The sequence below is a fragment of the Acidovorax sp. Leaf160 genome, from assembly GCF_001424265.1.
Classification (GTDB): domain Bacteria; phylum Pseudomonadota; class Gammaproteobacteria; order Burkholderiales; family Burkholderiaceae_C; genus Paracidovorax.
Genome location: NZ_LMOV01000027.1, coordinates 76,069 through 100,207, shown reverse-complemented (window position 1 = coordinate 100,207; position 24,139 = coordinate 76,069). Strand labels below are relative to the sequence as shown.

Annotated in this window: 22 protein-coding genes; 11 read left to right on the top strand and 11 right to left on the bottom strand. The window is 71.1% G+C overall.

Features of this window, described 5'->3' with window-relative positions; all coding sequences use genetic code 11:
• Positions 1 to 218: 218 nt before the first annotated feature.
• The 4 genes from ASF94_RS17920 to radA form a co-directional block, all read right to left on the bottom strand.
• A complete protein-coding gene (locus ASF94_RS17920; protein WP_056669676.1) occupies positions 219 to 425 on the bottom strand; it encodes a zinc-finger domain-containing protein in 207 nt (68 codons plus the stop codon).
• Positions 426 to 473: 48 nt separating this feature from the next.
• On the bottom strand, positions 474 to 1,412 hold the full coding sequence (locus tag ASF94_RS17915) for a branched-chain amino acid transaminase (protein WP_056669673.1): 939 nt from the start codon (positions 1,410 to 1,412) through the stop codon (positions 474 to 476).
• 179 nt (positions 1,413 to 1,591) lie between these two features.
• Positions 1,592 to 2,029, bottom strand: coding sequence for a hypothetical protein (locus ASF94_RS17910; RefSeq protein WP_056669671.1), 438 nt, complete (start codon positions 2,027 to 2,029; stop codon positions 1,592 to 1,594).
• A gap of 88 nt (positions 2,030 to 2,117) precedes the next feature.
• Positions 2,118 to 3,497: a DNA repair protein RadA gene (gene radA / locus ASF94_RS17905; protein WP_056669668.1), complete on the bottom strand. Its 1,380-nt coding sequence runs from the start codon at positions 3,495 to 3,497 to the stop codon at positions 2,118 to 2,120.
• Positions 3,498 to 3,797: 300 nt separating this feature from the next.
• On the opposite strand from radA, the gene ASF94_RS17900 reads away from it, so the two are divergent.
• Positions 3,798 to 4,130: a hypothetical protein gene (locus tag ASF94_RS17900; protein WP_056669665.1), complete on the top strand. Its 333-nt coding sequence runs from the start codon at positions 3,798 to 3,800 to the stop codon at positions 4,128 to 4,130.
• 286 nt (positions 4,131 to 4,416) lie between these two features.
• The gene (locus tag ASF94_RS17895) at positions 4,417 to 5,037 is read left to right on the top strand and encodes a glutathione S-transferase family protein (protein ID WP_056669943.1); all 621 of its coding nucleotides are present in this window, start codon (positions 4,417 to 4,419) and stop codon (positions 5,035 to 5,037) included.
• 61 nt (positions 5,038 to 5,098) lie between these two features.
• Here the strand turns inward: ASF94_RS17895 and ASF94_RS17890 are convergent, their stop codons facing one another.
• The 3 genes from ASF94_RS17890 to alr all read right to left on the bottom strand — a co-directional run bounded on the left by ASF94_RS17890 (position 5,099) and on the right by alr (position 8,888).
• Positions 5,099 to 6,712, bottom strand: a complete 1,614-nt coding sequence (locus tag ASF94_RS17890) for an ABC transporter substrate-binding protein (protein WP_056669940.1) — start codon at positions 6,710 to 6,712, stop codon at positions 5,099 to 5,101.
• A 176-nt stretch (positions 6,713 to 6,888) separates the two neighbouring features.
• Positions 6,889 to 7,782, bottom strand: coding sequence for a hypothetical protein (locus ASF94_RS17885; protein ID WP_235505420.1), 894 nt, complete (start codon positions 7,780 to 7,782; stop codon positions 6,889 to 6,891).
• An 11-nt stretch (positions 7,783 to 7,793) separates the two neighbouring features.
• A complete protein-coding gene (alr, locus tag ASF94_RS17880; protein WP_056669662.1) occupies positions 7,794 to 8,888 on the bottom strand; it encodes an alanine racemase in 1,095 nt (364 codons plus the stop codon).
• Positions 8,889 to 9,028: 140 nt separating this feature from the next.
• Between alr and lplT the strand changes: the two genes are divergently transcribed.
• Entirely contained in the window at positions 9,029 to 10,309 is a 1,281-nt protein-coding gene (gene lplT / locus ASF94_RS17875) for a lysophospholipid transporter LplT (RefSeq protein WP_056669659.1), read from the top strand.
• 106 nt (positions 10,310 to 10,415) lie between these two features.
• Positions 10,416 to 11,297, top strand: coding sequence for a DMT family transporter (locus ASF94_RS17870; protein WP_056669656.1), 882 nt, complete (start codon positions 10,416 to 10,418; stop codon positions 11,295 to 11,297).
• 31 nt (positions 11,298 to 11,328) lie between these two features.
• Here ASF94_RS17870 and ASF94_RS17865 read toward each other — a convergent pair whose 3' ends face one another.
• Both ASF94_RS17865 and ASF94_RS17860 read right to left on the bottom strand, forming a co-directional pair.
• Positions 11,329 to 12,258 (bottom strand): N-formylglutamate amidohydrolase, encoded by a 930-nt coding sequence (locus ASF94_RS17865; RefSeq protein ID WP_056669653.1) that lies wholly within the window; start codon positions 12,256 to 12,258, stop codon positions 11,329 to 11,331.
• Between the two features lie 24 nt (positions 12,259 to 12,282).
• Positions 12,283 to 13,245 (bottom strand): tripartite tricarboxylate transporter substrate binding protein BugE, encoded by a 963-nt coding sequence (locus ASF94_RS17860; RefSeq protein ID WP_056669650.1) that lies wholly within the window; start codon positions 13,243 to 13,245, stop codon positions 12,283 to 12,285.
• 163 nt (positions 13,246 to 13,408) lie between these two features.
• Between ASF94_RS17860 and ASF94_RS17855 the strand changes: the two genes are divergently transcribed.
• The 4 genes from ASF94_RS17855 (at position 13,409) to ASF94_RS17840 (ending at position 18,630) form a co-directional block, all read left to right on the top strand.
• Positions 13,409 to 14,335, top strand: coding sequence for a LysR substrate-binding domain-containing protein (locus tag ASF94_RS17855; RefSeq protein WP_056669647.1), 927 nt, complete (start codon positions 13,409 to 13,411; stop codon positions 14,333 to 14,335).
• On the top strand, positions 14,335 to 16,503 hold the full coding sequence (locus ASF94_RS17850; RefSeq protein WP_056669644.1) for an ATP-binding protein: 2,169 nt from the start codon (positions 14,335 to 14,337) through the stop codon (positions 16,501 to 16,503). Before ASF94_RS17855 ends, ASF94_RS17850 begins: the two co-directional genes overlap by 1 nt.
• Positions 16,500 to 17,126, top strand: coding sequence for a response regulator transcription factor (locus ASF94_RS17845; RefSeq protein WP_056669641.1), 627 nt, complete (start codon positions 16,500 to 16,502; stop codon positions 17,124 to 17,126). Before ASF94_RS17850 ends, ASF94_RS17845 begins: the two co-directional genes overlap by 4 nt.
• 184 nt (positions 17,127 to 17,310) lie before the next feature.
• Positions 17,311 to 18,630, top strand: coding sequence for an MFS family transporter (locus tag ASF94_RS17840; RefSeq protein WP_056669638.1), 1,320 nt, complete (start codon positions 17,311 to 17,313; stop codon positions 18,628 to 18,630).
• A gap of 23 nt (positions 18,631 to 18,653) precedes the next feature.
• Here ASF94_RS17840 and ASF94_RS17835 read toward each other — a convergent pair whose 3' ends face one another.
• Entirely contained in the window at positions 18,654 to 19,370 is a 717-nt protein-coding gene (locus ASF94_RS17835) for a Crp/Fnr family transcriptional regulator (protein WP_056669635.1), read from the bottom strand.
• Between the two features lie 158 nt (positions 19,371 to 19,528).
• On the opposite strand from ASF94_RS17835, the gene ASF94_RS17830 reads away from it, so the two are divergent.
• The 3 genes from ASF94_RS17830 (at position 19,529) to ASF94_RS17820 (ending at position 22,535) form a co-directional block, all read left to right on the top strand.
• Positions 19,529 to 21,193, top strand: coding sequence for an adenylate/guanylate cyclase domain-containing protein (locus ASF94_RS17830; protein WP_056669632.1), 1,665 nt, complete (start codon positions 19,529 to 19,531; stop codon positions 21,191 to 21,193).
• 165 nt (positions 21,194 to 21,358) lie between these two features.
• A complete protein-coding gene (locus tag ASF94_RS17825; RefSeq protein WP_056669629.1) occupies positions 21,359 to 21,709 on the top strand; it encodes a DUF4148 domain-containing protein in 351 nt (116 codons plus the stop codon).
• A gap of 442 nt (positions 21,710 to 22,151) precedes the next feature.
• The gene (locus ASF94_RS17820) at positions 22,152 to 22,535 is read left to right on the top strand and encodes a DUF4148 domain-containing protein (RefSeq protein ID WP_056669626.1); all 384 of its coding nucleotides are present in this window, start codon (positions 22,152 to 22,154) and stop codon (positions 22,533 to 22,535) included.
• 121 nt (positions 22,536 to 22,656) lie between these two features.
• Here the strand turns inward: ASF94_RS17820 and ASF94_RS17815 are convergent, their stop codons facing one another.
• Positions 22,657 to 24,132 (bottom strand): sensor histidine kinase, encoded by a 1,476-nt coding sequence (locus ASF94_RS17815; protein ID WP_056669621.1) that lies wholly within the window; start codon positions 24,130 to 24,132, stop codon positions 22,657 to 22,659.
• Positions 24,133 to 24,139: the final 7 nt, after the last annotated feature.

Here is a 24,139-nt window from a genome sequence, read left to right as displayed (position 1 = left end):
GCATCGCGGGCACGCGGGCAGGAAGAAACGCAGCGTGGAAGCGCCGCGCGAGCGCGGCGCGCAGGCCGATGGCAAAGCGGGCCGCCCGCACGGCGCCCGGCGGTGCCGCGGGGCGCGGCCCGGTGGTGCGAAGCGGCGCCCGAAGGCGCCGCGTGGAGCCGCCCGGCAGGCGGCGGATCAGAGCCCTTTCGGCCACGCGGCCGAACCCTGGCGTTGGATCAGTGGCCGGCACGGACGGTTTCGCCCGCTTTCAGTCGGTACACGGTGCCGCAGTACGGGCACTTGGCCTCGCCGGTCTGGCCCACGTCCAGATACACCTTCGGGTGGGTGTTCCAGATCTTCATGTCGGCCTTGGGGCTGGGGCAGAAGACGCCGCCTTGTGGATTCAGGTCCTTGGCGAGCAGTTCGATGGTGGCTTGCGTCATGGTGGGGGTTCGGTCTGTGCAGGCAGGCAGGCAGGAAATGAAGCGGGATCAGACCCGGGTCAGCCAGTGGGCGTACTTCGGATTGCGGCCGTTCACGATGTCGAAGAAGGCCGCCTGGATCTTCTCGGTGATCGGGCCGCGCGAGCCCGCGCCGATCTCGATGCGGTCGAGTTCGCGGATGGGCGTGACTTCGGCGGCGGTGCCGGTGAAGAAGGCCTCGTCGGCGATGTACACCTCGTCGCGCGTGATGCGCTTTTGCACCAGCTCGATCCCCAAGTCCTTGCAGATGTGGAAGATGGTGTTGCGCGTGATGCCGTTCAGGGCGCCGGCCGACAGATCGGGCGTGTACACCACGCCGTTCTTGACCACGAACACGTTCTCGCCCGCGCCTTCCGACACGAAGCCGGAGGCATCGAGCAGCAGGGCCTCGTCGTAGCCGTCGTCCAGCGCTTCCATGTTCGCCAGGATGGAGTTGCTGTAGTTGCTCACCGCCTTGGCCTGCGTCATGGTGATGTTGACGTGGTGGCGCGTGTAGCTGCTGGTCTTCACGCGGATGCCGCGGCGCATGCCTTCCTCGCCCAGGTAGGCGCCCCAGGCCCAGGCGGCCACCATCAGGTGGATCTGGTTGCCGCGCGGCGAGACGCCGAGCTTTTGCGAGCCGATCCAGGTCAGCGGACGCAGGTAGCACGACTCCAGCTGGTTCTCGCGCACCACGGCGCGCTGCGCCTCGTTCACTTCCTGCGGGGTGAAGGGAATCTTCATGCGCAGGATCTTGGCGCTGTTGAAGAGCCGCTCGGTGTGCTCTTCCAGGCGGAAGATCGCCGTGCCCTGCTCGGTCTTGTAGGCGCGCACGCCTTCGAACGCGCCGCAGCCGTAGTGCAGGGTGTGGGTCAGCACATGGATCTTGGCGTCGCGCCAGTCGACCATCTGGCCGTCCATCCAGATCTTGCCGTCACGGTCGGCCATCGAGGGAACTACGGGGCTCATCGTCATCCTTGTGTGGTAGCGGGAAGTCGCAAAACCTGCGATTTTAGGCGACGGTGGGGCGGCCGCCACCACGCGGGGCGCCCCGGCAGGCGCGGCCCGGCAGGCGCAGGCCGGCAGGGGCGATGGCTGGCGCCGCAGCGGTCCGTGCGCCGCAGCGGTGCGCCGCGCGGGCGGGGCTGCTAGCGCGGCCCGTCCGCCGGGTCGGCCACCGCCACGGGGGCTGCGTCCGGCGCGGGGCGCACCAGTTCCCACTGCGCCAGCCGGCCGCCGCGGAATTCGCAGGTCACATGCGACTGCGTGCCGTCCGTCCAGCGGTAGCGTTCGGGGTCGGTGCCCTCGGGCGTCAACGGCTGGCCCAGCGAGCGGGTGAGCGCCACCACGTACATCAGGTTGACGCCCTCGCGCAGCTTGGCGTTGAGCATGACGGCGCTGCCCACATGGCCCACCGGCCGCTTGGCGGCCTTGCTCATCACGTTCATGAGCCGGGTGAAATGCAGCAGCGCCCACATGAGCAGGCCGCCGCCCACGGCGAACAGGCCTTGCCAGCCCATGGCGCGCCAGGCGGCGAAACAGAGCACGAGAATACCGAGGGGAATGGCGATGCGTCGCAGGTTCATGGCGGCGATTGTCTCGCAGCCCGGGCCGCGCGCCGGTGTGGATGCTGCGTAGCGCTGCCGGCGCCGCCGCTGGCGCCCGCCGCCCCCGTCAACCGATGCCGCGCACCACTTCCATGGCCTGGTCCACGCGCTCCACCGCATGGATGGTCAAGCCCTCGATGGGCTTCTTGGGCGCATTCGCCTTGGGCACCACCGCCACGCTGAAGCCCAGCTTGGCCGCCTCCTTCAGCCGCTCCTGGCCGCGCGGCGCGGGCCGCACCTCGCCGGCCAGCCCGACTTCGCCGAAGGCGATGAATCCCTTGGGCAGCGGCTTGCCGCGCAGGCTGGAGGTGATGGCCAGCATCACCGCCAGGTCGGCCGCCGGCTCGCTGATGCGCACGCCGCCCACGGCGTTCACGAACACGTCCTGGTCCATGCAGGCCACGCCGGCATGGCGGTGCAGTACGGCCAGCAGCATGGCCAGACGGTCGCGGTCCAGGCCCACCGACAGGCGGCGCGGGCTGGGCCCGCCCTCGTCCACCAGCGCCTGGATCTCCACCAGCATGGGCCGCGTGCCCTCCAGCGTGACCAGCACGCAGCTGCCGGGCACCGGCTCGCTGTGCTGGCTCAGGAAGATGGCGCTGGGGTTGGTGACGCCCTTCAGGCCCTTCTCGGTCATGGCGAAGACGCCGATCTCGTTGACCGCGCCGAAGCGGTTCTTGATGGCCCGCACCAGCCGGAACTGGCTGTGCGTGTCGCCCTCGAAATACAGCACCGTGTCCACCATGTGCTCCAGCACGCGCGGGCCGGCCAGCGCCCCTTCCTTGGTCACGTGGCCCACCAGGACGATGGTCACGCCGGTGGCCTTGGCCGCCCGCGTGAGGTGGGCCGCGCATTCGCGCACCTGCGCCACCGAGCCCGGCGCGCTGGTCAGCTGGTCGGAATACACGGTCTGGATCGAGTCGATCACCGCCACGGCCGGCTGGGTGGCCTCGATGGTGGCGAGGATCTTCTCCAGCTGGATTTCCGCCAGCACGTTGACCTGGCTGTGGTCCAGCCCCAGCCGGCGCGAGCGCAGCGCCACCTGGGCGCCGCTTTCCTCGCCGGTCACGTAGAGCGTGGGCAGGCCCAGGCGCTGCAGCGCGTCCAGCGCCTGCAGCAGCAGCGTCGATTTGCCGATGCCCGGGTCGCCGCCGATCAGCACCACGCCGCCTTCGACGATGCCGCCGCCAAGCACGCGGTCCAGCTCGTCGATGCCGCTGGGCGTGCGCGCGACGTCGCTGGCCTCGATGGCCGCCAGCGGCATCACCGCCTGCGCCTGCGCCAGCCCGGCGTACTGCGGCGCGCTCAGCCGGTTCTTGCCGGGGCCCGCCTCGGCCACGGTCTCGACCAGCGTGTTCCAGGCGCCGCAGGCCGGGCATTTGCCCAGCCAGCGCGGGCTGGTGCCGCCGCAGGCGGTGCAGGTGAAGAGGGTTTTTTCTTTGGCCATGGGGAAGGTGATCCAGAAGTGCCGCCGCTCAAGGAACGGACGGGCGCAGAGGCGGACGGGCGGGCACGGACGGTGCAGCTCCAGATGCGATCAGACTGCCGGATCTGCAAGGGTGTGCCAGGGCTGCAAAGGCGGCAAGGGCTGGGCGGCGCCGCAGCCCGTGAAAAGTCCGGGAGGAAACGGGGCAGGACGTAAGCAAATGCGATGTCAGCACTATCCTACCCCCCGCAGACCGGGCGCTCCCTAGCATGGCGGCTCCAGCGGCGGTTCGCCGCGACCTTTATTCCAAGGAGATGAGCCATGAATTCTTCCAACACACCCCGCACCGCGTCGCGCTGGCTGGTGGCCGCGCCCCTGGTGCTGGTGTCCGCCCTGGCGCTGACGGCCTGCGACCGCAACAAGCCGGGCGAGCCCGCCAACGGCACCACGCCCGCGCCGATGACGCCCGCACCGTCCACGCCCCCCACGCCGACGCCTGATGCCACCACCGGCACGACCGGCACCGGATCGAGCAGCATGGGTGCCGGCTCGGCCACGGGTACCAGCAGCACCGCAGCCCCGACCTTCGGCGGCACCGCCACGACGCCGGCCATGCCCGCATCGCAGCCGGCCAGCGCCCCCCGCACCAACTGATCGTGACCGACGCGGCGCAGGCCTTCCCAGGCCCGCGCAGTGCCCGGCCCCGCACGGCAGTCCTGCCGTTGCGGGGCTTTGCCGTTGGGGCGGGAGCAGCGCGGGCGACCGGCACGGCATCGAGGGATTCATCCGCTACTGAATCCATAGCAAGCCGCCCAGGCGATTCGGATCGTTGCACACCGAAGCATCGTGAACTGCCGGATCCATCCGGGCACTGCGCTTCTCTTTCGATAGCATCGCAGCCGGACACCCGCCCCACCCCACCGCCATGGAGCCGACCGACATGACTTCCGCACCCCTGACCCTCTACTACGCCCCCGGCACCTGCGCGCTGGCCGTGCGCATCGCGCTGGAAGAAGCCGACGCGCCCTACCAGCTGCAGCTGCTGGACTTCGCCGCGCGGCAGCAGCAGTCGGCCGACTACCTGGCCATCAACCCCAAGGGCCGCGTGCCGGCGCTGGCGACGGACGCCGGTGTGCTGACGGAAACCCCGGCCTTGCTGGCCTATGTGGCGCAGCGCTTTCCAGCCGCCCAGCTCGCGCCCACCGATGCGTTCGGCTTTGCGCGCATGCAGGAGCTGCACGGCTATCTCGCCTCGACCGTCCACGTCGCCCACGCCCACCGCCCGCGTGCCAGCCGCTGGGCGGACGAGCCGGAGGCCATCGCCGCCATGCAGCGCAAGGTGCCGCAGAACATGGAAGAAGGCTTCGCGCTCATCGAGCGGCACTATCTGCAGAGCCCCTGGGTGCTGGGCGACCGGTACTCGGTGGCCGACGGGTATTTGTTCACCGTGGCCGGCTGGCTGCGCAGCGACGGCGTGGACATCGCCCGCTTTCCGAAGGTGCAGGCGCACCACCAGCGCGTGGGTGCGCGGCCCGCCGTGCAGCGCGCGCTGGCGGCCTAGCGGCCGGCCCCGGCAGCGCCCTGCGCGCGTGCCTGCCGGGGTAACGGGCGGGCCCGGCCGGTCAGTTCACCTTCAGGAGGCGCCAGTCGATGCGGTTGTCGGCGCGGTGGACGATCTCCACCTTCTGCGTCGCCGCCCACGGAATCACCTGGTTATAGAGCGGGATGTGCGAGATCAGCTCGTGGTCCTTCACCAGCGCCTGCTCGATCAGGCCGTTGCGGGTGGCGGTGTCGGTTTCCTTCTTGATGCGCTCGATCAGCGCGTCCTGCTGCGGATTGCTGAAGCGGCCCAGGTTGAAGTTGCCGTCGCCGCCCGCGCCCGGCGAGCGGATCAGCGACTGCAGCGAATAGAACGCGTCGAAGGTCGGCACGCCCCAGCCCAGCAGGTAGATGCTGGCTTCGTTGCGCTGGATCATCGGGAAATAGGTGGCGAACGGCAGCGAGCGCAGCTTGGCCTTCACGCCCACCTTGGCCCATTGCGCGGTGATGGCCTGGCACAGCTGCTCGTCGTTGATGTAGCGGCCCGCGCTGCAGGCGAAGTCGACCTCGAAGCCCTGCGGGTAGCCGGCCTCCGCCAGCAGCTTCTGCGCGGCGGCGGGGTCGTAGGGCCAGCGCACGTCGGCCTTGGGCGTCCAGCCGTTGACCTGCCGGGCCACGATGGCGCCCGTGGGCTGGGCCAGGCCGCGCAGCACCACGCGCTGCATGGCGTTGATGTCGATGGCCTGGTAGAGCGCGCGGCGCACGCGCACGTCCTTGAGCGGGTTCTTGCCCTTCACGCTGGAGTTCTGCAGCTCGTCGCGGAACTGGTCCATGCCAAGGAAGATGGTGCGGTTCTCGGCGCCGTCCAGCACCTTCAGGCCCGGCTGCTGGCGAATGCGGGGCACGTCCTGCAGGCTGGGGTCGAGCACGAAGTCGACCTCGCCCGACAGCAGCGCGGCGGTGCGGGTCGCGTCCGACTTGATGGGCGTGTAGACCACATCGGTCACGTTGCCCGCGAACTTGCCCCGGCCCCACCAGTTCGGGTTGGCGGCCAGCACCAGCCGCTGGTCGGCCGTCCACGACTTGAGCACGAACGGGCCCGTGCCCAGCGTGTTGCGGTGCGTGTAGGGCTCGTCGCTGGTCTTGATGTCCTTGGGCAGCAGGGCGTTGTTCTTCTCGGCCCAGGGCTTGCTCATGATGCGCAGCTCGGTCAGCTGGTTGACCAGCACCAGGTTGGGCACGTCGGAGAAGATGTCGAGGGTGTTCGCATCCACCACCTCCACCCGGTCGATGCCCAGGGTGTAGACGGCGTAGTTCGAGGTCTTGGCCTTGGCGCGTTCCAGCGAGAACTTCACGTCGTCCGCCGTCAGCGCCGAGCCGTCGCTGAACTTCACGCCCGGGCGCAGGCTGATGCGCAGCTGCGTGGGCGTGACCTGCTTCCAGCCGGTGGCCAGCTGCGGCTCGGGCTTGAAGGTCTTGCTGTTGTATTCGACCAGGGTTTCGTACACCGCCGAATGCAGCGCGTTGTTCACGCCCACGTTCTGCGCGTGGATGTCCCAGGAGGACACGTCCGCCGAGCGGGCGAAGCGGAAGGTGGCGGCATCGGCGGACAGCGGCAGCAGTGCGGCCGAGGCGGTGAACACGGCCACGGCGGCCGTGGCGAGCAGGGTCTTGGGCAGGGCGTGCGAAGTGCGCATGTCGGACAGTGGCTTTCTGTGGGGGTTGAACAGCAGGTGCGCCACTATGCCGCCCCGTCCATGGGGACGGAACCATTTTCTGGTTGTAACCATATGCCCCCTGGGGCGACCGGGCCTGCCCCGCCGCCGTTGGCGCTGGGGCTGCCGCAACCGCTGCCGAAGGGGCCTGGCTGCGTCTAGCGCCCCTGCAGCAGCCGGACGGCTTCGGGCAGCGACCGCGCGTGCGGCATGAAGCCGTCGAGCGCCGCGCCCAGCGCCACGGCGCACAGCAGCGCCCCCAGCAGCGGCTTCCAGGTCAGCCGCACTGCGGTGCCCAGCCAGCCGGCGCGCTCGGCGCCCATCGCGGCCCGTGCCGTGGCCACCGAGAAGGCCAGCTCCACCGCCACGGCCAGCAGTACCTCCCAGCCGAAATAGAGCCAGGCCAGCGCGCCCGCCCCGAAGGCGATCGCCAGGCCGATGAGAAAGATGGCCACCACCGGCACGACCACCACGGCACCTTCATCGGCACCCGCTGCGACCTCGAGCGCACCGCCCGCCATGTCACCCAGACCGTCGCCCACCCCGCCCATCCCGCCCACCGCGGCGTCACCCACGGCGCCGTGGTCGCCGAAGCTGCCGAAGTCGCCGCTGGCGCCGGCACCCGCGAAGTCGCCACCACCGCCGGCCTGCGGCGGGCCATTGCCTGGCGCTCCACCGGCCGGCTGCGGGCCGGGCCAGTCGGGCAGCCAGTCGGCGGCCGGGTCGCCGCCGTCGCCGTCGCGGCGCGGCCGCACCAGCCGGGCGGCCCAGGCGCGCAGCACCAGCAGGTGGGCGACGTAGCCCACGCCCAGCGTCACCAGATAGCGCAGGGCCAGCGAATCGACGCCCGCCACCATCTGCAGGTGCGAGGTGGCCCACATCAGCGCCAGGATGAAGCTGCCGATGCACCAGCCGTGCAGGCGCAGGCGGTGGCGGCTCTGCAGCTGCTCGGCCAGCGCCTGGCGCGGTACCTGGATGCGGCGCCAGTTCGATGCAGAGCGGGAGGGGCCCGGGGACGGACCGCTTCGCGCGGGCAGCGGCTTGCGGGCCACGCTGCTGCGCCTCAGTCCACCGCGAACGGCACGCGCGGCGCCACCGCGCACATCAGCTCGTAGCCCACCGTGCCGGCCGCGTGGGCGACCTCGTCGATGGGCAGCACCGTGCCGCCCGTGGCGCGGCCCCACAGGGTGACCTCGCTGCCCACACCGGCATCGGGCACCCCGGTCAGGTCGACGGTGATCATGTCCATGCTGACGCGGCCCACCAGCCGGGTGCGCACGCCGTTCACCAGCACGGGGGTGCCGTCGCCCGCATGGCGCGGGTAGCCGTCGGCATAGCCGCAGGCCGCGATGCCGATGGTGAGCGGCCCGTCCGCGGTGAAGCGCGAGCCGTAGCCAACCGTGTCGCCGCCCTGCAGGTGCTGCACGCCGATGATCCGCGTGGCGAGCGTCATGGCGGGCTGCAGGTCCCAGTCGGCGGCGGTGCGCTCCGGGTGGTCCGGGGCGCTGCCGTACATGACGATGCCGGCGCGGATCCAGTCGGCGCGCACCGCCGCGTCGCCGCCCTGGCGCAGCGCGGCGGCGCTGTTGCTCAGGCTGCGCTCGCCCGGCAGGTCCTGCGTGGCGGTGCGGAAGACGGCCATCTGGTGCGCCGTGCCGCGCGGGCCGTCGGCGTCGCTGAAGTGGGTCATGAACGAGATCTCGTCGACCTGGGTGAGCGCATTGAGCCGCGCCCAGGCGGCGCGGTAGCGGTCGGGCGGAAAGCCCAGCCGGTTCATGCCGCTGTTCATCTTCAGGAAGACGCGGTGCGGCGCCTGGGTCTTGTGCGCGGCCAGCCAGTCGATCTGCTCGTCGCAATGCACCGCGTGCCACAGGCCCAGGCGCGAACACAGCTCCAGGTCGCGCGGCTCGAAGACGCCTTCCAGCAGCAGGATGGGGCCGCGCCAGCCCAGGGCCCGCACGCGCTCGGCTTCGGCCAGGTCCAGCAGGGCGAAACCGTCGGCCGACCGCAGGGCGTCGAACACGCGCTCGATGCCGTGGCCATAGGCATTGGCCTTCACCACCGCCCAGGCCAGCGCGTCGGGCGCGGCACGGCGTGCGCGCGCCAGGTTGTGCTGCAGCGCAGCAGGGTGGACGGTGGCCAGAATGGGACGCGGCATGGCAGGTATTTCTACGGGGAGAAAGGTCGGAATTCTGGCACTGGGCGCCCGGGGGTGCGTGATATAACCGCCGCTCGTTTGTTGCAAGTTGAGATATTTCACAGGACATCAGCCCGACTGATGCAGCCCCCAGCCATTCGATGAAGCGCGGTTTCTACACCATCATGTCGGCGCAGTTTTTCAGCTCGCTGGCCGACAACGCGCTGTTCGTGGCCGCCGTCGAACTGTTGCGCACCGGCGGTGCCCCGGAGTGGCAGCGCGCCGCGCTGGTGCCCATGTTCGCGCTGTTCTACGTGGTGCTGGCGCCCTTCGTGGGCGCTTTCGCCGACGCCATGCCCAAGGGCCGGGTGATGTTCTTCAGCAATGCCATCAAGGTGGTGGGCTGCCTGATGATGCTGTTCGGCTCGCACCCGCTCCTCGCCTACGCGGTGGTGGGCCTGGGCGCGGCGGCCTACTCGCCCGCCAAGTACGGCATCCTCACCGAACTGCTGCCCGCCTCCCAGCTGGTCAAGGCCAACGGCTGGATCGAGGGGCTGACCATCGCCTCCATCATCCTGGGCGTGCTGCTGGGCGGCCAGCTGATCGGGCCGGCCGTGTCGGGCCACCTGCTGGCGTTCGACCTGCCGGGCCTGGACACCGGCGTGGACACGCCGGCCGAGGCGGCCGTGGCGGCGATGATCCTGCTGTACCTGGTGGCCGCCTGGTTCAACACGCGCATTCCACACACCGGCGTGGAGATGCGCCGCATGCCCGCCAACCCGCTGGCCATGCTGCCCGACTTCTGGTCCTGCAACAGCCGCCTGTGGCGCGACAAGCTGGGCCAGATCTCGCTGTCCACCACCACCCTCTTCTGGGGCGCGGGCGGCAACCTGAAGTTCATCGTGCTGGCCTGGGCCGCAGCGGCCCTGAACTACAACACCACGCAGGCCTCGGCCCTGACCGGCGTGGTGGCCATCGGCACGGCCGTGGGCGCGGTGGTGGCCTCCATGCGCATGCGGCTGGACGCGGCCACCAAGGTGATTCCGCTGGGCATCGCCATGGGCCTGCTGCTGATGCTGATGGTGTTCATCAAGAACATCTGGATCGCCATCCCGTTCCTGATCCTGCTGGGCGGGCTGGGCGGCTACCTGGTGGTGCCGATGAACGCGCTGCTGCAGCACCGGGGCCACAACCTGATGGGCGCGGGCCGCTCCATCGCCGTGCAGAACTTCAACGAGCAGGCCTGCATCCTGGCGCTGGGCGCGTTCTACAGCCTGTCGCTGAAGATGGGCCTGTCGGTGTTCGGCGCCATCACGGCGTTCGGGCTGGTGGTGGCCGGCGTGATGTGGCTGATCCAGCGCTGGCACCGCCACAACTGCACGCACCACCCCGAAGAGGTGGCGCACCTGCTGCACATCGCGCGGCACGACCACCACCACTGACCGGCCCGCGGCCGCTGGCAGCCCAGGCAGCCCACAGGGGTGGGCTTGCTATAAATTCAATAGCTGACCACGCCGACACATCGTGCGCCAGCGCCGTATTCGACCTATGAACCCGTCTCCGCTGCTGCCGATCGGCGCCCTGCTGTTCAACGCCCTGGTCTGGGGCCTGGCCTGGTGGCCGTTCCGGTTGATGCATGGCGCCGGGCTGCACCCGCTCTGGGCCACGGCGGTGATGTACTGCGGGGTGCTGCTGGCCCTGCTGGCGCTGCGCCCGGGCATCTGGGCGCAGGTGCGGGCGCATCCGCAGCTGTGGCTGCTGGCGGTCTGTTCGGGGCTGAACAACGTGGCCTTCAACTGGGCCGTGACGGTGGGCGACGTGGTGCGGGTGATCCTGCTCTTCTACCTGATGCCGGCCTGGGCCGTGCTGCTGGCCTGGCGCGTCCTGGGCGAACGGCCCACGCCAATGGCCATCGCCCGGCTGCTGCTGGCGTTCGCCGGGCTGGCCCTGGTGCTGGTGCCGCCCGGCGCCACGCTGGCGCGGCTGCTCGAGGGCCTGTCGATGGCGGACGGGCTGGCGCTGCTGGGCGGCTTCATGTTCGCCATGACCAACGTCACGCTGCGGCGGCTGAGCGCGGTGCCCGGCCAGGCGCGCATGTTCGCCATGTTCGGCGGCTGCATGCTGATGGCGACCGCGGTGGCCTGCATCGGTCTACAGGTGGGCGTGGTGGAGGCCTTCCCCGCGCCCAACGCGACGTGGGTGGTCACGGCCGCCTGGCTGGCCGTGCTGCTGCTGCTGGGCAACTGGGCGCTGCAGTTCGGCGCGGCGCGGCTGGCGGCGGGCACCACGGCCGTGGTGCTGCTGTCGGAGGTGGTGTTCGCCAGCGTGTCGTCGGTGGTGCTGTCCGCCGCGCAACTGCAGCCCCGCACCTTGCTGGGCGGGGCGCTGATCGTATCGGCCTCGCTGCTGGCGGCGCTGCAGCGGCGCTGAGCGGCAGGCGCCGTGCGAGCGCCGCCGCCGGTCACCCGCGCGGGTCGGTCGCCAGCAGCATCTCCACCAGCGCCCGCAGGTCGCGCTGCAGGCGCTCGAAGCCGGCTGCGTCCAGCGCCAGCGTCTGCTCGTCCATGTAGAGCTTGCGATTGATCTCCACCTGGATGCTGTGCCGCTGCTGCGCCGGCTGGCCGTAGCGGCGCACCAGTTCCACGCCCTTGTACGGGTGGTTGTAGTCCACGCTGTAGCCGCGCTCTTTCAGGAACGCGCAGATGCGCTGCGACAGGCGTGGGTCGGCGGTGGTGCCGTCCCGGTCGCCCACCACGAAATCGGCATGGGCCAGCCCGGGGTGCAGCGTGGCGTGGCTGGCGGCCACGGCCGGCATGGAGTGGCAGTTGATGTGGATGCTGTAGCCGTGCCGGGCATGCGCCGCGTCGATCTCGCGCGCCACCGCCTGGTGGTAGGGGCGCCAGCAGCGGTCGATGCGGGCGCGGATCTCGTCCACGCCCAGCGCGCGGTCATAGATCGGCACGCCCTCGTCGGTGAACTTCCAGATCAGCCCCTTGCCCAGGCGCACCTTCTGCAGCACGACCGGATCGGTGGTCACCGCGTCGGGCCATTCGCCATCCAGCAGGCCTACGTCCAGCTCGGTGGTGTCGCGGTTGGCGTCCAGGTAGATGCGCGGAAAGTGCGCCTCCACCCAGCCCACGCCCAGCGAGGGCGCGAAGCTGTAGAGCTTTTCGACGTGGGTGTCTTCCGCGCGGCGCAGCACAGGCAGCGCGAGCGCGGCCCGGAAGTCGTCCGGATAGACCGTGCCGCTGTGGGGCGAGTCGAGCACCACCGGCGTGCGGCCGGGCACGACGCTCACCATGCGCTGGGCCGGCGGCGCGCAGGGCGCACCGGCTGCGCCGGGCTCGGCCTGCTGGTAGTGGCTGTGGATGAGTTTCAGCACGGCTTGCATAGGCACATCGCTCCAGCGGAAGGGTTATTCGATCTTGATCTTGGCATAGGCCGCCACCTTTTTCATCTTGTCGATCTCGCGCACGATCTGCTGGGAGAAGTCGGCCGGCGAGGTGCCCGAGGCATAGAGGCCCTGCCCGGCCAGCCGGTCGCGCACGGCCGGCTCCTTCAGCGCGGCGGCGACGGCCTGCTGCACGCGCAGCACGGCGGCGGGCGGCGTGCCGGCCGGGGCCACCAGGCCGAACCACGACGGTTCGTTGGCCTGCTTGTAGCCCAGCTCGGCGTAGGTGGGCACATCGGGCAGCACGTCCAGCCGCGCGGGCCACGACACGGCCATCGCCTTCAGCTTGCCCGCCTTGACGTGCGGCAGCGACGAGGCCACCTGGTCGAAATACACCGGAACCTGGCCGCCCAGCACGTCGTTGATGGCCGGGCCCGCACCGCGGTAGGGAATGTGCACCATGGCCGTGCCGGTGCTGCTCTTGAACAGCTCGCCCCACATGTGGCCGATGGTGCCGTTGCCGGGCGTGGCATACGAGATCTTGCCGGGATTGGCCTTGAGGTAGGCCACCAGCTCGGCAAAGTCCTTGACCGGCAGCACTTGCGGGTTCACCACCACGATGCCGGGCGCCTTGACGATCTCGGTCACGCCGACGAAGTCCTTGATCGGGTCATAGGGCAGCTTGGCGTAGACGGCCGGGTTCACACCGTGGGTGGACAGCGTGGCGACGCCGAAGGTCAGGCCATCGGCCGGGGCGCGGGCGATCTCGGCCATGCCGATGGAGCCGCCCGCGCCGGCGCGGTTCTCGACCACCACGGTCTGGCCCAGCAGGCGCTGCAGCGGCTCCTGCAGGGCGCGGCCGGCGATGTCGGTGGCACCGCCCGGCGGGAAGGGAATGACGATGCGCAGAGGTTTGTCTTGCGCGAAGGACATTCCAGGAGCGACAGAAGCAGCGGCCATGGCGGCCAGAAGATGACGGCGTTGCATAGGGATCTTCCTTTGAATATGAGACGCAGATTACCGGAGTCGGTGCCAATCAAAAAGCAATGCTTGTGCCTGATAACATTCCAATCCGGAATGATTTCAATCGGGCAGACACTGACCCGCATCGATAGCCTCCCCTGCCCACGCGCCCGACCGCCCGCCCACCATGTCCCTTCGCCGACTCAACCCTCCGCTGCACCTGCTGCGCGCCTTCTGCACCGTCGCCCGGTTCGGCGGCATCTCGCGCGCAGCCGAGGCGCTGCACCTGACGCAGAGCGCCGTCAGCAAGCAGGTGCAGGAGCTGGAGCGCTGGGTGGGCATCGACCTGTTCGAGCGCAGCCGCAAGCGGCTGTCGCTCACGCCCGCCGGGGAACGCTACGAAAAGGCGGTGAACGCCCTGCTGACGCGGCTGGAGGCCGCCACGCTGGAGCTGATCACCAGCAGCGACGGCGGCGGCGCGCTGCACCTGTCGGTGCTGCCGACCTTCGCGGCCAAATGGCTGATTCCGCTGCTGCCCCAGCTGCACCAGCTGCATCCGCAGGTGACGCTGCACTTCGTACCCTTCGTGCATGGCTACGACTTCTCCGACCCGGAGCTGGACTGCTCCATCCTGTTCGGCGACGGGCACTGGCCGGGGGCGCGCTCGCACTACCTGGCCGGCAACGATGTGGCCCTGATCGCGCCGCGCCGGGAACTGGCGGAAGGGGACATCCGCAGGCCGCGGGACGTGGCGCGCTGCACGCTGCTGCGGCACGCCACCGTGCCGGGGGACTGGCAGCACTGGAGCGAGGCGCACGGCGTGCCCCTGCCCGACACCCTGGCCGGCCCGCAGTTCGACCAGTTCCAGACCCTGATTCGCGCGGTGTCGGTGGGCATGGGGGTGGCCCTGGTGCCCCGCTGCCTGGTGCAGGACGAGATCACGGCCGGCACCGTGGCCGAGCCCCTGGCCGGGGGCGGCTACACCAGCGACATGGGCTACTGGCTCTGCTACCCGGAAGCGCGCGCGCACCTGGCGCCGCTGGTCCGGTTCCGCGACTGGCTGCTGGGGCTGAACGCGCCGGCCCGGCGGGCGCCCGACCCGGGGGGCGCGTGATGCGAGCGCCGGCGTCCGGCCTGCGCCGGGTCGCCCTGTGGGCGGCCGCCCTCGGGCTGGCGCTGCTGCTGATCGGCCTGGCCGCCGCCTGGGCGGAGCGCCGCGAGGCGCGCCTGCAGGCCGACTCCGTGCGCCGGTCGATGGAAGTGCATGCCCTGGCCCTGCGCGACGCGGCCGGCAAGTACCGGCACCTGCCCTTCACGGCCGGGCTGCACCCCGACCTGCGCGCCGCGCTGGAGCGCCCCCGGGACGCCGCCGCGCAGGCCCGCGCCAACCGCTACATCGCCGAGGTCAACCGCGAAGCGGGCTCCGACGCGCTCTACCTGATCGGCGCGGACGGCGTGACGCGCGCGGCCAGCAACTGGGACACGCCGCAGAGCTTCGTCGGCCACTCCTACGCCAACCGGCCGTACTTCGTCGATGCGCTGGCCGGCCGCAGCGGCATGTTCTACGGCGTGGGGCAGACCACCGGCGCGCCCGGGCTGTTCCTTTCCGCGCCCGTGCGAAGCGACAGCGGCGCGGTGCGCGGCGTGGTCACCGTCAAGGTGAGCCTGCACCCGCAGCAGGCGGCCTGGGCCTATGCACGCGATCCGATCCTGCTGTCGGATGCGCGCGGCCTGGTGTTCCTGAGTTCGGTGCCCGGCTGGCTGTACCACGCCCTGCGCGCCGTGCCGCCGGCCGAGATGGACCGCATGCGCAGCGAGCAGCAGTACGGCCCGCGCCCGGGCTTTCCGGCCCTGCCGTGGCGGGTCGATCGCGAACCGGGCAAACCGGGCGAATCAGGCGAAGGGGGCGAAGCCGGCTACCTGGTGCGCACCGAGCTTGGCGGCAAGTCGCGCCGCTTCCTGGCCGTGGACGAGCCGCTGCCGGAGCTGGGCTGGACGCTCACCATGCTGTCCGACCATGCCGAGGTGGCACGGGCCGGCGAGCGCGCCTGGCTGCTGGGCACCCTGGCTGCGGCCGTGCTGCTGCTGGGCGGCCTCTACTGGCAGCTGCGCGAGCGCCGCTTCGCCGAGCAGCGCAACGCCCGGCGCGAGCTGGAGCTGCGCGTGCGCGAACGCACGCAGGCGCTGGACGAAGCCCATGCCTTCCGCAAGGCGATGGAAGATTCGCTGCTGGTCGGCATGCGCGCGCGCGACGCCGAGGGCCGCATCACCTACGTCAACCCCGCCTTCTGCACCATGACGGGCTACGCCGCCGAGGAACTGCTGGGCCGGCTGCCGCCCTACCCGTACTGGCACCCCGACGACGTGGCGCAGCACTGGCAGCACTACGAGGCCATGATGCGCGGAGAGCCGGCGCTGTCGGGGTTCGAATCGCGCCTGATGCACCGGGGCGGCCGCGAGGTCATCACCATGGTCTACACCGCGCCGCTGGTGCGGGCCGACGGCACGCATGCCGGCTGGATGAGTTCGGTGGTGGACATCACCGAACAAAAGCGCGCCGAGCAGCGCCAGCGCCAGAACGACGAGCAGCTGCAGCACGCGCAGCGCCTGGCCAGCCTGGGCGAGATGGCCTCGACCCTGGCGCATGAACTCAACCAGCCGCTGATGGCGCTGAGCAACTACGCCAGCGCCGCCAAGGCCTTCGCGCAGCAGGGCCGCGCCGACCTGCTGGCCGACACACTGGACGAGACCATGGCCCAGGCCCAGCGCAGTGCCGAGATCGTGCGCCGCATCCGCGGCTTCGTGCGGCAGCAGACGGCCGGCACGGAAGCCTGCGCGGTGGACGCGCTGGTGGCCAACGCCCTGGCGCTGGTGCGCGGCGACATGCGCCAGCGCGGCGCACGCGCCCAGGTGCGCATCGCGCCGGGCCTGGCGCCGGTGCGCGGCGACCGGGTGCTGCTGGAGCAGGTGCTGCTCAACCTCATCGCCAACGCGCTGCAGGCCATGGAGGCCACGCCGCCGCAGGACCGCACGGTGGACATCGACGCCCAAGCCTGCGGCGGGCGCCTCTGCATCCGGGTGACGGACCGGGGGCCGGGCATTCCCGCCGCCCTCGCCGAACAGGTGTTCGCGCCGTTCTTCACCACCAAGCCCGCCGGCCTGGGGCTGGGCCTGAACATCTGCCGCACCATCGCCGAAGCCCACCGCGGCCGCCTGTCGTTCGCCGACCGGCCCGGCGGCGGCACCGTCTTCACCCTGGAACTGGAAACCGACGCGCCATGACCGCCACCCCCTCAGCCCCTGCCAACCACCTCTGCGTCGTGGATGACGACGAGGCCGTGCGCCGCTCGCTCGGCCTGCTGCTGCTGTCGCGCGGCCATGCGGTGCAGACCTTCGCCTCGGGCGAGGACTTCCTGGCCGGCGCCGACCTGCAGCGCCCGGGCTGCGCCATCCTCGACCTGCGGCTGGGCGGCATGAGCGGGCTCGAGGTGTTCCACGCGCTGCAGGCGCAGGACAGCCCGCTGGTGGTGGTGTTCCTCTCGGGCCACGGCGAGATCCCGATGGCCGTCGCCGCGGTGCAGAGCGGCGCCTTCGACTGGCTGGAGAAACCCTGCCACGACGAGCGGCTGCTGGACACCGTGGGCCGCGCGCTGCAGCGGGCCGGCGAGATCGCCGCGCGCCGGCAGGCCCGGCAGGCCGCCCAGGCGCTCTGGGACAAGCTCACGCCGCGCGAGATGCAGGTGGCCCGGCTGGTGGCCGAGGGCAAGCCCAACAAGCAGATCGCCCAGGAACTCGCCCCGCTGGAGCAGCGCACGGTGGAAACCCACCGCGCCCACGCCTTCGCCAAGCTGGGGCTGGCCAACAGCCACCAGTTGGACCGCTTCCTGCGCGAGCACGGGCTCTAGCACCCCGGCAGGGCGCTCAGGCGCTTTCCACCCGGACGGCTCGCCTCTGCACGCCTTCTCAGTGTTAACCCTTGCGTAGCGGTACGCAGACGCATGCCGGCCCGCTACGGACGACAGCCGGCGCCCGGCCCCGCAGACTCGGGCCGCACGCACACAAAGGCAGACCGAGACAAGGACCGCATCCATGACGACCACCGCAACGGCGCACGCCGCCACCGATCAGCACCCCTACACCTTCGAGGAAAAGCGCAAGCGCATCTTCGCCATCTTCGCCGCCTCGTCGGGCAACCTGGTGGAGTGGTTCGACTTCTACGTCTATGCCTTCTGCGCGGTCTACTTCGCGCCGGCCTTCTTCCCGAAGTCCGACCCGACGGTGCAGCTGCTCAACACCGCCGGCGTGTTCGCGGCGGGCTTTCTGATGCGCCCGGTGGGCGGCTGGCTGTTCGGCCGGCTGGCCGACCGCAAGGGGCGCAAGACGTCGATGGTGGTGTCGGTGACGATGATGTGCGCGGGCTCGCTGGTCATCGCCTGCCTGCCCACCTACGCGCAGATCGGCGCCGCCGCGCCCGCGCTGCTGCTGGCCGCGCGGCTGCTGCAGGGCCTGTCGGTGGGCGGTGAGTACGGCACCACCGCCACCTACATGAGCGAGGTCGCCATGCGCGGCCAGCGCGGCTTCTTCTCGTCGTTCCAGTACGTCACGCTGATCGGCGGACAGTTGCTGGCGGTGCTGGTCGTGGTGCTGCTGCAGCAGACGCTGGACGAGGCCGACCTGCGCAGCTGGGGCTGGCGCATTCCGTTCGTGCTGGGCGCGGTCGCCGCCGTGGTGGCGCTGGCCCTGCGCCGCACGCTGACCGAGACGGCCAGCCAGCAGCACAGCACCGCCAAGGGCGCGGGCACCATGCGCGAGCTGTTCACCCACCACAAGCGCGCCTTCCTGGTGGTGCTGGGCTACACCGCCGGCGGCTCGCTGATCTTCTACACCTTCACCACCTACATGCAGAAGTACCTGGTCAACTCGGCCGGCATGTCGATCAAGACGGCCAGCAACGTGATGACCGCCTGCCTCTTCATCTACATGTGCATGCAGCCCGTGTTCGGCGCCCTCTCCGACCGCATCGGCCGCCGCAACAACATGCTGCTGTTCGGCGCCCTGGGCGCGCTGATGACCGTGCCGGTGCTCAGCAACCTGCAGAACGTCGGCAGCCCGCTCGTGGCCGGCGTGCTCATCACGCTGGCACTGGCGGTGGTGAGCTTCTACACCTCGATCAGCGGCGTGGTGAAGGCCGAGATGTTCCCGCCCGAGGTGCGCGCGCTGGGCGTGGGCCTGTCGTACGCGGTGGGCAATGCCATCTTCGGCGGCAGCGCCGAATACGTGGCGCTGGGCCTGAAGGCGATGGGCCACGAGTCGTACTTCTACTGGTATGTGACCGGCATGATGGTGATCGCCTTCCTGGTGAGCCTGCTGCTGCCCAGGCAGGCGTCTTACCTGCATCACGACCGGTAACCCGCCACCGGAGGCAGCCGGCGTCAGTCGCCGCGCACTGCGGCGACCAGCGCCTCCAGCGCACGCACGTCGGGCACCAGCACGGCGTGCGCGCCCTCCTTCTTCAGCACGCCGCGCCGCGTCAGCGCACCCAGCTCGCGGGTGACCTGCTCGCGGTTCGTGCTGATCTTGCCGGCCAGCGCCGCGTGGGGCGGCATCGGGTCGATGCGGGCGCTGTGGTCGGGTGCGACGCCGGCCGCACGGGCCAGGCCGAGCAGCTCGGTGTGCAGCCGCGTGTGCACGCCCAGCGTGCTGAGGTCGATCACCCGCTCGGTCAGCCGCCGCACCAGGCGGGTCAGGTTGCGCATCATGCGCATCGCCAGCATCGGCTCGCGCTGCAGCAGCGCCAGAAAGGCCTGCGGCGCCATGCAGGCCACCAGCGACGACTCCAGCGTCACCACGTCGGCCGAGCGCGGCTGGCCGTCCAGCGCCGACAGGTCGCCGAAATGTTCGCCGGCCTCGCAGTCGCGGAAGGCCACCTCGCGCCCGTTGGCCGAGTAGGTGGTGATGCGGGCCCGGCCCGCGACGAGGAAGTACACCTCGCCGCCGTCCGACGCGCGGGTGAAGAGCGGGCGCCGGGCCTCGACCGTGCGCCAGTCGCAGGCCGCGGCGATCTGGTCCAGGCAGGCGTCGCCCAGGCCCTCGAAAAGGTCGATGCGGCGCAGGGCCAGGCTGGAACGGACGGGTGGGGCAGAGGTCATGGCGGCGCAGCGGGGTACAAGGCACGGCCGGACGGCCGGGGGCGGATTATGGCAACGAGGGGCCAGCCCCTGCCGGCGAGGGACTTGGCGCAGCGGAGCCTTATGCTCACGCTCCCTCCGTGCGCGCTGGCGCCCGGCCCGAACGCCCTGCCCGCCGCATGCCCGCTTCCGCCCCTTCGTCCCGCCGCCTCGCCTGGCCCTCCCTGCGCAACCTGCGCTGGGCCAGCGGGCTGGTGCTGTGGATCTACGTGTCCCTGCATCTGGCCAACCATGCGGTGGGGCTGGTGTCGCTGGCGGCGGCCGAAGCCGTGCGCGCGGCCGTGCATGCGGGCTGGGCCACGCTGCCGGGCACCCTGGTGCTCTACGGCGCCCTCGCCACGCATCTGGCCATGGCCTGCGTGGCGGTCTGGCAGCGGCGCAGCCTGCGCATGCCGGCCATCGAGGCGCTGCGGCTGGCGCTGGGCCTGGCCCTGCCCCTGCTGCTGGCGGGCCACGCGGTGGGCACGCGCTTCACGCACGACTGGCTGGGCGTGGAGCCCACCTATGCGCGCATCGTCCGCGCCATCTGGACACCGGAGGGCCTGACGCTGCAGTGGCTGCTGCTGACGGCCAGCTGGACGCACGGCTGCCTGGGCCTGCACCTGGCGCTGCGCGCGCGGCCTTTCTGGCGCCGCTGGCAGCCGCTGCTGCTGACCGGCGCCGTGCTGCTGCCGGTGCTGGCGGCCCTGGGCGTGCTGGCCCTGGCGCGCGAGCTGCAATGGCTGGCGCTGCCGCCCTCGCCACGGCCCACGCCCGAAGGTGCCGCCGCGGCTGGCGCGCTGACCGATCGGCTGCGCATGGGCTGGCTGCTGGGGCTGGCCGCGCTGCTGGCCCTGCGCTGGGCGTGGGACGCCACGCGGCAGTGGCGCCGCGGCGGGCCCATCACCCTGCGCTACCCCGACCGCGCCGTGCAGGTGCCGCGCGGCTTCAGCGTGCTGGAGGCCAGCCGCGCGCACGGCATCGCCCACCTGTCGCGCTGCGGCGGGCGGGCGCGCTGCTCCACCTGCCGCGTGCGGGTGCATGCCGCCCCGGGCGACCTGCCCGCGCCGGGCCGCGACGAGCGCCAGACCCTGGCCCGCGTGCAGGCCCCGCCCGACGTGCGGCTGGCCTGCCAGCTGCGCCCGCGTGGCGACGCCAGCGTCATCCCGCTGCTGCCGGCCGACGCGGCCACCCGGCACGCCCCGGCGGTGGCCGGGCACGAAGAGCGCGAGGTGGCGATCCTGTTCGTCGACCTGCGCCGCTGGTCGGGCCTGGCCGAGCGGCAGTGGCCGTTCGATCTGGCCTGGGTGCTGGACCAGTATTTCGCCCGCGTGGGCGCCGCCGTGCAGGCCAGCGGCGGCCTGGCCAACCAGTTCGTGGGCGACAGCGTGATGGCCATCTTCGGCCTGCAGACCGACCTGCCCACCGCCTGCCGCCAGGCCGTGCAGGCCGCGGCGCTGATCGAGGAGCGCATGGACGCCTGGGGCGAGAGCTTCGCCGCGCAGTTCGGCCATGCGCTGGACTTCGGCATGGGCCTGCATGCGGGCCGGGTGGCGCTGGGCCGGGTGGGCTGGGGCGAAGCCACTACCTTCAGCGCCGTGGGCGAGGTGGTGAACACTGCCAGCCGGCTGCAGGACTATTCCAAGGTGGCCGGTGCGCGCCTGGTGCTGTCGCTGGACGCGGCACGCGGCGCCGGCGCCGAGCAGTCCCTGGGCACGCCGGTGGAGGTGACGGTGCGCGGGCGCTCGCAGCCCCTGCACGTGCTGCACGTGCCGCATCCAGCGCGCCAGTGGCCACCCGCCTGACAGTGGCTGCAGCCCGCTGGACAGCGGCTGCGGGCCGCCCTGGCGCGGCGGGCCGATTGCCGAAAGCTGTGCGTTTGCGCACATACGCCAGCGCCGCAAAAGCCCACACTTCAGTCCATGCAGTCGGCAATCACGCCCTGCAAGTCACTGAAAGAGAGCACTGTCATGAAGAACACCCAACACCTGATCGCCATCGCCGCCCTGGCCGCCGCCACCTTCGCGGGCACCGCTTCCGCAGCGGCTCCTTCGCAGGAAGTCTGGTTCGGCGCACAGCCCGTGGCCTCGGGCGCCCCGCTGTCGCGTGCCGAAGTGCAGGCAGACCTGAACCTGTGGAACCGCGCGGGCCTGAACGAGTTGAACGCGGGCGACCACAACGATGTGGCCAACCCGGCCTATGCACAGCGCCTGGCCGCCTACCAGCGCCTGCGCAGCGGCCCCGAGTACGTCGCCGAAGTGCAGCGGCTGGGCGGCAGCGTCAGCACCGCCGGCACGGCCGTCCAGACTTCTGCGCACTAAGCGCGAAAAACACGGTCACCGGGCGCAGCGGTCGGGCCTTCGGTAACGAACGATTCGAGCGCGTCTCAAGTCGTATCGCACGGACTGCAACGGCTGGCCAAAAGCCTGTGACAACGTGATGACGCCGCCGGCGCGGTCGGGAAAGCTCCCTGCTTTCCCGGCCCGCCGGCGGCGGCGTTTGCGCCACTGGAGAAACGGACGCTTGGCGGACACGGGCCGTCGCTGCAGCGCACAAAACCGTCGGACAGGGCCCGACACCAATCTCTGCGGATTCGCACACGGCGGCGCTTTCGGGCGGCAGACACTGAACTCCCTCGCAGCCAAAAGCGCTGCCGGCACGGCAAATGGTCACTAACCCCGATCCACCGCACCGGCAACCCCTTTGATTGCAACCTTTGTACCCACCGATCTCACCGATCAATGTTTTAAAGGATTCGAGACCATGAACAGCAAGCACCTCATCGCCGCCGCCACCCTCGCCATCGCCGGTTCCGGCGCCGCCTTCGCCGGCCCGGCCATGACCGGCCCCGTGAACCAGGAAGTCTGGGCTGGCCCCGTGCCGGTGGCCATGGTGTCGGACACCTCGCGCCAGGTGTCCCGCGCGGAAGTGCAGGCCGACTGGAACCTGTGGCAGAAGGCCGGCCTGGGCATGTACCAGGTGGGTGAAGGCTCGCCCGCCGCCGACCCGATGTACCAACAGCGCTACGCCGAGTACCAGCGCCTGCGCAGCGGCCCTGAGTACGTCGCCGAAGTCCGTCGCCTGGGCGGCGAAACCAGCGCCGTGGCCTCCGTCTACGAAAGCCGCACCGTCCCCATGACCAACTGATCGCGCATTGGTGCTCTGCCCGCCCCTGCCGGGGCAGGCGGCCCGGTTAAGCAGCCCGCGCCGATGCGCGGGCTTTTTCGTTGCCGCTGGCAGCTCGTCCGCACGGGCGGCGCGGCGCTTTTCAAGGCCCTGCTGGCGCCGGCGATCGCCCGGCGCGATCGGGCGCGGGTTGGGAGGCGAACTGCACCGTGAAGCGCGCGCCGGGCGGTGTGTGCCCCGGATGCGCATCGTCCAGCCGCACCGTGCCGCCGTGCTGGCGGGCGATCTCCCGGACGATGGGCAGGCCGAGGCCGGAGCCGTCCGCATCGGTGCCGAGCGCGCGGTAGAAGGGCTGGAAGACCAGCTCCCGTTCGCTGGCCGGCACGCCCGGGCCGGAGTCCTCGATCTGCAGCAGCAGCACCTGCCCGAAGGTGTCGGCCAGCACGCGGGCCGTGATGACGCCCGGGTGCTCGGCGCTGGAGGGCGTGTAGTTCATGGCGTTGTCCAGCAGGTTGCGCGCCAGCTCCTTGAGCAGCGTGGCGTTGCCCTGCATCCAGACGCCCGGCGTGCCCGGCTGGGCACCTTCGTAGCCCAGGTCGATGCGCAGCTCCAGCGCGCGCGGCACGCAGTCGTGCACCACCTCGATCACCAGCTGCGCCAGGTCCACCGGATGGCGGACCATGCCGGTGCCGCCTTCGGCCCGCGCCAGCGCCAGCAGCTGGTTGACGGTGTGGGTGGCGCGCATGCTGCTGCGGCCGATCTGCTGCAGCGAGCGGCGCAGCGCCTCGGTGTCCGAGCCCTCGCGCTGCGCCAGGTCGGCCTGCATGCGCAGGCCGGCCAGCGGCGTCTTCAACTGGTGCGCGGCATCGGCCAGAAAGCGCTTCTGCGTGGCGATGGAGTCGTTGAGCCGGCCGAGCAGGTCGTTCACCGAGTCGACCAGCGGCGCCACTTCCATCGGCACGGCCTTGTGGTCCAGCGGCGAGAGGTCGTCGGGCTTGCGCGCGCGGATGCGCTCTTCCAGCTGCGACAGCGGCTTGATGCCGCGCGCCAGCGCCAGCCACACCAGCAGCACCGCCAGCGGCAGGATGGCGAACTGCGGCAGCATCACGCCCTTGATGATTTCGGTGGCGAGCACGCTGCGTTTCTCGCGCGTCTCGGCGACCTGCACCAGCACGGCCGGCGCGCCGGGCAGCGGCACCCGCACCCAGAGGTAGGCGATGCGGATGTCCACGCCGCGCAGCTCCGCGTCGCGCAGCCGCACCTCGCCGGAAAACGGCCGGTCTTCGTCGGGCGGCTGGGGCAGCTCGCGTTCGCCCGACAGGTGGCTGCCGTCGGGCGACACCACCTGGTAGTAGACGATGTCGGACTCGTCGGCGCGCAGGATCTCGCTGGCGGGCTGCGGCAGGTTGAACTGCACGCGGCTGCCCTGCACGGTGACCAGCTGCGCCAGGGCATGGGCGTTGTATTCGAGGGCGCGGTCGAACGGCTTGTTGGCCAGGCCCTGCGCCACCAGCCAGGTCAGCGCCAGGCTGACGGGCCAGAGCAGCAGCAGGGGGGTGAGCATCCAGTCGAGGATCTCGCCGAAGAGGGAGCGCTGCTCGCGCTGGAAGATTTTCATGGCGCCG